Here is a 7,545-nt window from a genome sequence, read left to right as displayed (position 1 = left end):
AAAAGCTAGCTAATCGTAAGTGATCCTAGCAAGGCCATGCACTTTGTGCCGCTTCTATAAATTTTATTATCTTTTCAGACAGCAAAGATAGAGAAGTTAGGTAAGGGACACTAACTTTTCAATTACCCTTCCAAATAGGAAGGAAACATGTGTGCATTTTTTCTCCTTGCCGCTTTATAAAGATTTAGCTTATAATTTTTTAAAATTATTAAATACAGATAAAATATACTTTAAAAGGTTAACCTTTTTCCACTTTTTTATATAGCCTTGTTTTATGAAACAATCTTTTCGTGCTTATCATCTTCTTCAGCTCCTTAGTGCATATGACGAGCAAAACCTTCCTTTAGATGCCTTTATAAATAGCTATTTCCGTTCTCATAAGGCTCTGGGCTCTAAAGACCGCGCCTTTATCGCTGAAAACGCCTATTTTTTAATTCGATGGATACGCCTTATCGATTATTTAATTCAAGAGTCTCCTGACTGGAACAAACGTGTGGCTCTATTGCCTTACTTTGACTGGCAAAGCCATCAAAATAATCCAAGCATTCCTGCCGCTATAAGAGTTAGCTTCCCAGATTCACTTTATAATATTTTAGTAGAAAGTTACGGGGCTTTGCGAGCTTCAGAATTATGCCTTATAAGCAATACTCCTGCCCCGACGACTATAAGAGCAAACACCCTTAAGGCTACCCGTGATAAACTTTTAGAGCTCTTGCAAGATAAATATGAGGTTAGCTCCTGTTTGGCTTCTTCCCATGCTATTAATTTTCTTCAAAGGATTAACTTCCTTGCGATTCCAGAGTTTCAAGCCGGCCTATTTGAAGTGCAGGATGAAGGAAGCCAACTCCTTGCCAATCTTGTGCAATGCCAGCCAGGTCAGCTAGTGATGGATTTTTGTGCAGGCTCTGGCGGTAAAACCTTAGCCTTGGCTCCTTCCATGCAAAATAAAGGACAAATTTTCTTACATGATATACGTTCTTATGCCTTGCAACAAGCAAAAAAACGTTTGAAGCGCGCAGGCATCCACAATGGGCAAATTATGCAAGCCAACGATCCCAAACTTAAAAAATTAAAGAAAAAAATGGATTGGGTGCTGGTGGATGCGCCTTGCTCGGGAACAGGCACGCTACGTCGCAATCCTGATATGAAATGGAGATTTGAAATAGAAGGGCTAAAGATGCTGATAGGCCAGCAAAGAACAATTTTTGAAAAAGCTCTCAGTTTTATGAAACCGGACGGCCGTATTATTTATGGAACGTGTAGCCTCTTATCCCAAGAAAACGAATATCAACTTAAACACTTCATTAAGAGCTATCATTTAAAGGTAGAAAATCAAATATTTCAATCTTTTCCATCGCTTGGAGGAATGGATGGCTTTTTTGGAGTTGTTTTGAAGTTTTAAATCGTTTATAGTGATAGCCGTTGGCCATCTAACAAGCCTTTTTTCTGCAGCTAAGATCTTATAGATGGCATAGATGATAGAATTAATCCTCACTAATTACCAACCCCCTTTTAAATCATGAAGAAACAAAAAATTTTATTTTTTTCTGCGCTAATCTATGGTTGTCTTGCCGCTCTTTTACAAGCTGAGGGAAACGCTGCTTTTTTAGGCAAAGAAGATAGCTCGGCTTTAGTGGTAAATAATCGTATTTTAGCCAAGGTGAATGGCACAGCTATTTCTGTTTTAGATGTAATGAAAAAAATGGATGTTCTTTTCTATCGTGAATTTCCTGATTACACCTCCTCTACTCAAGCACGCTATCAATTTTACAAAGTTAATTGGAAGCATGTGCTAGATGAATTGGTTAATAAAGAATTAGTATTAGCTGATGCTAGCGAGAATAAACTTCTTGTAAGCAACGGTGATATTCGCCAAGAAATGGAGAGCCTATTTGGACCTCATATTATCAACAATTTGGATAAAATTGGTCTATCGTATGAAGAAGCACAAAAAATTGTCCAGGGAGACATTATTATCCGCAGGATGATTTACTTAAGAGTAAATGCCAAAGCATTAAAAAAAGTAACACCTCAAGCTGTTCGTTTAGCTTACGAGGAGTTTGCTAATGATCCTGCCAACCTCAAACCAAATACTTGGCAATATAATGTTATCTCTATCCGTGATCCGGATGCAGCTAGAAGCGCTGAAGCTGCTCATTTAACTTACCAGGCATTGAACGAGCATATAGCTTTGGAAAAATTATCGACTTACGTTAAAGCAAACTCTCATTTTGACAACACACAAATTAATGTCTCTGAAGAATATACTTTACCAGAAAAAGACATCTCGGAAGCCTATAAAGCCATTTTAACAAAGCTAACACCCCATTCACATAGCCAGCCAATTGCTCAAAAAAATCGAGCAGATAAAAACAGCTCTTTTTATCGTATTTTTGTGCTTAAAAATTGGATAAAAGGTGGAACGCCTACCTTTAAAGAGGTAGAACTCAAAATTAAAGATAGACTTATAGAGGAAGCTATTGCTCAAGAGACTGAAGCTTACCTAAAAAAAATTCGCAAACGTTTCTCTGTACAAGATTTTTATACTCCTAAAACTGATCAAGCTGCTTTTGAACCCTTTATACTGGGCTCTAAAATTTAGCTTTAGCATAATTATTCTGGAATGCTTGCGACCTACAAAGCAAACAGATCCGCCTATCTTGAAAATCTGTTAAGCTTCAATAGAGAAGGAAAATTTAAAATTATGCCTATATATCGCCCTAGTGAACTGCATCATTTCCTAAATAAATTGGGCGTAAGTCCTAAAAAGGGTCTTTCTCAAAACTTTCTTATCGATGGAAACATTACTCGCAAAATTGTGGCTTACGCGGCTCTCTCCCCTCATGATCTAGTCGTAGAAATTGGTCCAGGGCCAGGCTGCCTCTCAGAAGAAATAATAAAGCATGGCTCTCAATTATTAACGATAGAAAAAGATCCTGTAATGGCTCAAGCCTTGCAGCGCTTACAAACAGAGTCAAATAGATTAGAAATATTTTGTGAAGATGTATTGGAATTCCCTTTGGGGGAAAAATTACTGGAAATTTTAAAACCGGGGCAAAAAGCTATTATTGTGGGCAATCTCCCTTATCATTTGACAACCCCTATCTTAATTCAACTGGTTAAGCTTTATCCCTACGTTTCTAAGGTTGTAGTTATGGTTCAAGAAGAAGTGGCACGCCGATTTACAGCTCAGCCAGGCACAAGCGAATATAGTTCTTTTACCGTTTTCTTAAATTATTATTCTACTCCCCGCTATGCCTTCATGGTACGTAGAGCTTGTTTTCATCCTATTCCTAATGTAGATTCGGCAGTAGTCACTTTAGACCTACATCAGCCACCCTTCGTTGCTAACGAAGAGGATTTCTTTAAAATGACCCGCACAGCTTTTGGGCAAAGACGTAAAATGATGCGCACCTCATTAAAAGAGCTCTATTGCAGCCAGGCTGTCTCGCAAGCCCTGCTGCAAATTGGACGCGATGTAAAATCACGTCCTGAAGAGCTCTCTTTAGAAGATTTTATGCATCTATATCGAAAACTTAATAATAGCGTTTAGGAAAAGCTCTAGTTGGGTTAATGATTCCTACAAAGTAGCGTATTCTAGAGGCTCCAATAGTTAGGGGGCAAAGGGCTAAAGCAAGAAGGCAGTCTGTAAGTGCTAACGCCATTTCTCGCTCATCCTTCCAATCTTTAAGTGCAGGCTTTTTCTTGAGGAAGTCTTCTCCACGTTTTATAAGCATGTCCATCAACAACACAGCCGTCACGGCTATTTCGCCAGCTTTCTTAACTATTTTAAGAGGGACCGTCAGTGGAGAACACGCTAATTGAATACAACAGTAAAGTCTTCCTTTCCAGTTGGCCTGTTTATATGTACTAGGCACTCTTCTTCCAAAATCGTCTGTGAAAGGTTTTAAACTCTTAGCAGTTGCTGGAAATGGGTATACAAAACTCATAAAAAATCCTTTAAGTTTTTGATGGAATAAATTACATTATTATTATTATTATTATTATTATTTCTAACTTATTTGGTAGGAAAAGCTTTAGCGGGGTTAATGATTCCTACAAAGTAGCGTATTCTAGAGGCTCCAATAGTTATGGGGCAAAGGGCTAAAGCAAGAAGGCAGTCTGTAAGTGCTAACACCACCTTTCGCTCTCCATCCCAATTTTTAGCCGTATGTTTTCTCTTGAGGGTCTGTTCTGCGCGTTTTATAATTGCGAGCATTAACACGGTAGCCAACCCTGCTATCTGGTTAACTCTGCTAACTATTTTAAGGGGTATCGTCAATGGAGAACATGCTAATTGAATACAACAGTAAAGTCTTCCTTTCCAGTTGGCCTGTTTATAAGTACTAGGTATCTTTTTTCCAAAATCGTTTCTAAAAGGCTTTAAGCTCTTATTAGTTACTGTAAATGTGTCTGGTAAATTCATAAAAAATCCTTTAAGTTTTTGATGGAACAAATTACATTATTATTATCATTATTTCTAACTTATTTGGTAGGAAAAGCTTTAGCGGAGTTAATGATTCCTGCAAATTATCATATTCTAAGAGGCTACCCTATTATTTATTGGACAAAGAACCAAAGCAAGAAGATAGCCTGGAAGTATGAACATAATATCTAGGCCTTTATTTCAATCTTTAAGCATACGCTTTTTCTAAAGATCTCTCCTGCATTTATTGTTATCATGTTCATTAGCATGGCAGCCAGCAGGGCTATCACGCTAACTCTCTTACCTATTTTAAATGGTGTCGTCAATGGAGAACAGGCTAATTGAATACAGCAATAAAGTCTTCCTTTCCATTTGGCCTGTTTACAAATCCTAGGTACCCTTCTTCCAAGATTAGTTTTCAAAGATTTAAGCTATGAAAGGTGCTAGGTATAAGGAAACCCGTGCTCACAACTTATAGTTGGTCCTTAATCTTATAAATTAAAAGAGTACATTCTCATTCATTTTCTCATTATTAGCAAGAAAAGTTTTTTTCTTTTTATAAGTAACTTTATTTATCTCTTTAATAAATTTTATTAAAACTAAAGATCTATTTCTTTGTAATTTTAAAGATACTTTTCAACCATTCCATCCAGGTTTGTTGAACCTCATGTTCAGCATACAGGGCTACTTTTTCGACCTGCTGGCCATTAACTTGCAAGTAAACTTCGCCAACTTGTTGCCCTTTAACAATAGGTAATTTTAATGAATGCCATTGCAAATAGCATTTTACTACAGGTTCTTCAGAAGGATAGTACTTAAAACTTAAAGGGGATTTTATAAAAGTTTTTAAAGGCCTGTCAGCACCTTTTAAAGAGTAGATGTATTTTTGAAGTCCCTTCTCAAGGATGATCATTTCCTCTTGTTCTTCATTAAATGCTGCTTCAAAAAGATGGATAGCATCTCGATAAATCTGCCCTCCCTCATTACACTTCATTAAGACCGCTAGCAACTCACGTCCATCCTTTTTTGCTGCTGCTACTAAAGTATGGCGTGCAATGGAAGTATAACCTGTTTTAACCCCAATTGCCTGCGGATAATAGTAGTCTCCTCTACGTAATAAACGATTCTTTTGCAAGATAACAACCGGTTCTTGTTTATTAGTTTTGGGACGAATAAATTTTGGTGCGGCAGCGAGTTCACGAAAGATAGAATTCTTCATGGCCTCGCGTGTGAGGAGAGCCATGTCATAAGGAGTAGTTTGATGTTTAGGATGATGCAATCCATGAGGATTAGTAAAATACGTATTTTGGCAACCTAAACTTTTGATAAATCCGTTTAAACCATGCATAAACAGGGGAATATTTCCTGCCACATGTTGAGCCACTACATTCGCGGCATCATTGGCTGAAGCCACCATTATGCCGTATAAGAGTTCTTTTAAGGTGAACTTTTCGTCTTTTTTAATCCCAATATGGGTACTTGCATATTCAATCCAGTGAGAAGGAGTAGTATAATTAGATTTTTTCTTAGCTTGCTCAGAAATTGAAGCAATAGCTTCTGTATCTGCGGTCACAATTTCTGAAAGTTGATGGCCTTTTTGATCAAGAGCATAAAGAGTAGTAGCTATCTTAGTAATGCTAGCAGGATAGTTAAGAGTGTGAGCATTTTTTTCATATAAGATAGCTCCACTGGTTACATCAATTAAAATTGCCGCTTCTGATTCGACGCTCACCTCAAGCTTTTCTGCGCTAAGCGATCCTATTCCTAAAAAAAGCAAAAGTCCTAAGCACAATCTTTGCAAAAACATAGTCCTCCCTATTTTTCACTTAACTTGTTGCAAGTTAGTTCTAAAAAAGCAGATTACCCGCTTATACCTTTAGCCTACCACCTCTTAAGAGCTTTCAGCTTTACAAATTTACACTCTTCTAATTCTAAATTCAAAGCCATTTTTCAACTTTTTTGATCCTTTTTATTAGGTTGGCCCGCCACTTGCTTAAGATAACACTTATTAAATAGACCCGTTCATCTGAATAGAAGTGCAAATTAAAATAAAATTTAGCTTCTATCCTTAATAGGGAGGAGTATGGCCATGCATAATTTAGCTCTAATAGAAGAAAAATTTAAAGAATTTTATAAAAATATTACCTTAGCTTCTTCTGAATTGCTTATTCCTGTTAACCTATCGCTTTTACACCATATGAAATTGCTTTACTTTCATTCCCCATGGAATAAAGATCAATCGCTTACACGTTACTTTCAATTGATAGAATCCAGCGGAAAACTTACTCTTATCAATGAAGATTTTGTCGTGTGGATAGTCCCTGAAAATGCTCATCAGATTCCTTTAACTTACACTGTAATTGCTTTAAATTATCCTGAAGGTCCTAAACTTGAACTGATATTTAGCGCAGCAGGTGTATATAATACTTCCCGTACTGTTTTACGAGTATTGGAAAAGTTTTTGTATGAGATTCAAGAAAACGAGGAATATTTAAAAAAAATTAGATAATATTCTTTTCCCTTTAGAAGGATGCTTTATAAAGATTTAAATAAATTAAAAGCCTGTAGCCTCTATTTTTCCTGGCTTTGACACTTGTTGGACTTAAAACTTTGATTATCAATGTTCGTTATTTCGAAAGATGGCAATATTGCCACTACACTACATTGAAGTAACGCTCATTTATAACAGCCCATCTATTACCATTTCCCCTGGATGTTTAAGCTTTAAGGATTGAAGAATTTCTTTAGATAATCCTTTTGCTGGTGTTCTTAGCAAGATGGGCTTTCCATTTACTTCTAATAGAGAAGCTTCTAATTCGCCAATAGCCTCCCTTATTTTTTCAGCAGTATGATCTGTTCCTTTTCTAATTAGGGTGATCTCTAAATTACGATGCATAACAAAGGCAAGGAAACAAAGCACGATATGTCCTCTGACTTTTTCTGGGCTGGATAAGTAGATGGACCTAATTTCCAAAGAATGTTTCATGACGCGGAAAGACTCTTCCATTTTCCTTAGCCGATGATAGCTAGAAAGGCTCTCTTCTTTTTTCATACTCTGCTTTGAAATCTGAATTCCATAAAATCCATCCCATTGCTTATCTTCATTAATTTTTTCTAGA

Annotated in this window: 7 protein-coding genes and 1 pseudogene; 4 read left to right on the top strand and 4 right to left on the bottom strand. The window is 36.8% G+C overall.

Going from position 1 to position 7,545, the window contains the following annotated elements; translation table 11 throughout:
- Positions 1–274: 274 nt before the first annotated feature.
- From DB41_RS02045 to rsmA, 3 genes are all read left to right on the top strand, one after another.
- A complete protein-coding gene (locus DB41_RS02045) occupies positions 275–1,402 on the top strand; it encodes an RsmB/NOP family class I SAM-dependent RNA methyltransferase (RefSeq protein ID WP_039383768.1) in 1,128 nt (375 codons plus the stop codon).
- 117 nt (positions 1,403–1,519) lie between these two features.
- Positions 1,520–2,602, top strand: a complete 1,083-nt coding sequence (locus DB41_RS02040; RefSeq protein ID WP_052243800.1) for a hypothetical protein — start codon at positions 1,520–1,522, stop codon at positions 2,600–2,602.
- 102 nt (positions 2,603–2,704) lie between these two features.
- The gene (gene rsmA, locus DB41_RS02035) at positions 2,705–3,553 is read left to right on the top strand and encodes a 16S rRNA (adenine(1518)-N(6)/adenine(1519)-N(6))-dimethyltransferase RsmA (RefSeq protein ID WP_039383775.1); all 849 of its coding nucleotides are present in this window, start codon (positions 2,705–2,707) and stop codon (positions 3,551–3,553) included.
- Here rsmA and DB41_RS02030 read toward each other — a convergent pair.
- The 3 genes from DB41_RS02030 to DB41_RS02020 all read right to left on the bottom strand — a co-directional run bounded on the left by DB41_RS02030 (position 3,537) and on the right by DB41_RS02020 (position 6,233).
- Positions 3,537–3,950 (bottom strand): hypothetical protein, encoded by a 414-nt coding sequence (locus tag DB41_RS02030; RefSeq protein WP_039383764.1) that lies wholly within the window; start codon positions 3,948–3,950, stop codon positions 3,537–3,539. The genes rsmA and DB41_RS02030 overlap by 17 nt on opposite strands.
- A 68-nt stretch (positions 3,951–4,018) precedes the next feature.
- Positions 4,019–4,426, bottom strand: coding sequence for a hypothetical protein (locus DB41_RS02025; RefSeq protein WP_039383763.1), 408 nt, complete (start codon positions 4,424–4,426; stop codon positions 4,019–4,021).
- Between the two features lie 607 nt (positions 4,427–5,033).
- Positions 5,034–6,233 carry a D-alanyl-D-alanine carboxypeptidase family protein gene (locus DB41_RS02020; protein WP_052243799.1) on the bottom strand — a complete coding sequence of 400 codons (1,200 nt, stop codon included), beginning with the start codon at positions 6,231–6,233 and terminating at the stop codon, positions 5,034–5,036.
- 282 nt (positions 6,234–6,515) lie between these two features.
- Here DB41_RS02020 and DB41_RS02015 point away from each other — a divergent pair, with 282 nt between their 5' ends.
- On the top strand, positions 6,516–6,935 hold the full coding sequence (locus DB41_RS02015) for a hypothetical protein (RefSeq protein WP_039383771.1): 420 nt from the start codon (positions 6,516–6,518) through the stop codon (positions 6,933–6,935).
- A gap of 171 nt (positions 6,936–7,106) precedes the next feature.
- On the opposite strand, the pseudogene DB41_RS02010 reads toward DB41_RS02015, so the two are convergent.
- Positions 7,107–7,545: pseudogene (locus DB41_RS02010) on the bottom strand (IS1634 family transposase); the annotation flags it as partial.

It is taken from the genome of Neochlamydia sp. TUME1 (genome assembly GCF_000813645.1).
Classification (GTDB): domain Bacteria; phylum Chlamydiota; class Chlamydiia; order Chlamydiales; family Parachlamydiaceae; genus Neochlamydia.
The sequence above is the reverse complement of the archived record's forward strand: the minus strand, read 5'-3'. Positions and strand labels throughout refer to the sequence as shown.